General features: G+C 74.5%; 2 protein-coding genes. Both read right to left on the bottom strand.

Annotation, left to right across the window (positions count from 1 at the left end; all coding sequences use genetic code 11):
* A partial coding sequence (locus I0C86_RS38610; RefSeq protein ID WP_456319980.1) for an SWIM zinc finger family protein occupies positions 1-839 on the bottom strand: 839 nt, incomplete at its 3' end.
* Positions 840-912: 73 nt separating this feature from the next.
* Positions 913-2,464 (bottom strand): DEAD/DEAH box helicase (locus I0C86_RS38605; protein WP_196206266.1); only part of this gene is annotated, 1,552 nt, incomplete at its 5' end.

The raw sequence follows: 2,464 nt of genomic DNA, 5'->3' as shown, positions 1-2,464 counted from the left end.
GGCCGGGGGCCACCCGGGGCGGTGAACCCGAGCAGCGCGGCGGCCCGGTCGGCGGCGTTGTCGACAAGCATCCGCAGCGCCTCCGCCGGCACCCCCGGCGCATCCGGCAACTCCGGGCCGGTCCCGCCGGATCCGGGTGGGGGCGGCGGTCCCGGCAGCACCGGATCCGGCCGGGCGTACGCCTGCACGGCCGGCACCCCCGCAGCGCCGGCCGACGGGACGACCCGGGGTACGGCCTGCGGCCGGGCGGTCCGGCGCCGGAGTTCGGCCAGGAGTTCCCGCCGACCCCGGCCCCGGATCAGCAGCAACACGAACGGATCGGCGTCGAGCAGCCAGGCCACCTGGTAGCAGAGCGCGGTGGCGTGCGGGCAGGGATCACCCCATTCGGGGCAGTCGCATTCCGGCTGCAGGTCACCCAGCTCCGGCAACAGCCGGACGCCGACATCATCCGCGGCGGCCACCAGGTCACGCGGCATCTCCCCGTCGAGCAGCGCGGCGATGTGTCCGGCCTTCGCCTCGACCTGGTCCAGGAACCGGACCCACCCGGCGTCATCCGTCGGTTCGACGAAGACCCGCGGCCGGTAGAAGACGTCCTGCACGCCGTCGTGCACCTCGGCGGCGATCCGACCCGGGCTGACGGTTATCGAGCCGACCTGGCCGGCGGAGGCGAACCGGCGTCCCCGGCGCAGCAGCGTCTGGTCCAGCGACGTGTCCTCCAGGGCGCGGATCCACGCGTCCCCCCACCAGGCCCTGGTCTGCCGGGCCCGCCGGCCGGGCGGGAACGCCGGAAAGCCCCGGACCCGGTCACCGCCGTCGCCCATACCACCACCGTCGCTCACGCCGTCTCCTCGCCGCGCTCGTCGCCGTTCCGAGCCGGTCCACCGGGCTCGCCGACTCCTCCGCCGCGCCCACTCATGCCGGCCCGCGCAGCTCGACCAGGTCCGCCAGCTCGGCGTCGGACAGTTCGGTCAACGCCGCGTCGCCGCCCGCCAGCACCGCGTCGGCGAGTTCCCGCTTCGTCGCCAGCAGCGCGGCGATCCGGTCCTCGACCGTCCCCTCGGTGACCAGCCGGTGCACCTGCACGGGCCGGGTCTGCCCGATCCGGTACGCCCGGTCGGTGGCCTGCTCCTCCACCGCCGGGTTCCACCAGCGGTCGTAGTGCACCACGTGATCGGCCCGGGTCAGGTTGAGCCCGGTCCCGGCAGCTTTCAGTGACAACAGGAAGACCGGCACGGCACCGTCCTGGAACCGGCGTACCTGCTCGTCCCGGCGCAGCACCGGCGTACCGCCGTGCAGCAGTTGGGTCGGCACGCCACGGTCACCGAGGTGCCGCTCGATCAGCCGGGCCATCGCGACGTACTGGGTGAAGACCAGCACCGCGCCGTTCCCGGCGACGATCGTGTCGACCAGTTCGTCGAGGAGTTCGAGTTTTCCGGACCGGCCGGCCAGCCTCGGCCGCGCCTCCCGCAGGTAGTGGGCCGGATGGTTGCAGACCTGCTTCAACGAGGTCAGAAGCTTCAGCACCAGGCCCCGCCGGGCCATTCCGGCACTGTCCCGGATCTGCGCCATCGTCTCCCGGACCACCGCCTCGTAGAGGCCCGCCTGCTCGCCGGTCAGCCCGACCGGACGATCGGTCTCGGTCTTCGGCGGCAGCTCCGGCGCGATACCCGGATCCGACTTGCGGCGGCGCAGCAGGAACGGCGCGACCAGTCGGGCCAGCTCCCGGGCGGCCACCGGATCCCGGTCCGCCTCGATCCGGCCGGCCCACCGGGCCCGGAACCGGGAGAGCGGGCCGAGCAGACCAGGGGTGGTCCAGTCCAGGATCGCCCACAACTCGGCGAGGTTGTTCTCCACCGGAGTGCCGGTGAGGGCGACCCGGGCGGCGGCCGGGATCCCGCGCAGCGCCCGCGCCGTACCGGAGGCCCGGTTCTTCACGTGCTGCGCCTCGTCCGCCACGACCAGACCCCACCGGAGCGCACCGAGCCGGTCGGTGTCCAGCCGCATCGTCCCGTACGTCGTCAGCACGAACCCACCGACCACCTCGTCCAGGGTCCGCCGGCCGCCGTGGAAGCGTCGCACCGGCGTACCCGGGGCGAACCGCCCGATCTCCCGTTCCCAGTTGCCGAGCAGCGAGGCGGGGCAGACCACCAGGGTCGGGCCGGCGGTCGCCGGATCGGCCTGCCGGTGCAGATGCAGCGCGATCAGCGTCACCGTCTTACCCAGCCCCATGTCGTCGGCGAGGCAGCCGCCGAGGCCGAGCGACGTCATCCGGGCCAGCCAGCGCAGCCCACGGAGCTGATAGTCGCGCAGCACCGCGGTCAACCCCGCCGGGGGACCGATCCGGTCCGGGTCGACGTACGCCCGGTCGGCGTCCGGCGCCCGGTCGGAGTGCTCCCGGTCCGGGCCGCCGGGTCCGGCCGGCTCCGGGTCGGCGATGCGCCGCCGCAGCCCGGCCAGCCAGCCG

This window comes from Plantactinospora alkalitolerans (genome assembly GCF_015690345.1).
Classification (GTDB): Bacteria; Actinomycetota; Actinomycetes; order Mycobacteriales; family Micromonosporaceae; genus Plantactinospora; species Plantactinospora alkalitolerans.
The sequence above is the reverse complement of the archived record's forward strand: the minus strand, read 5'-3'. Positions and strand labels throughout refer to the sequence as shown.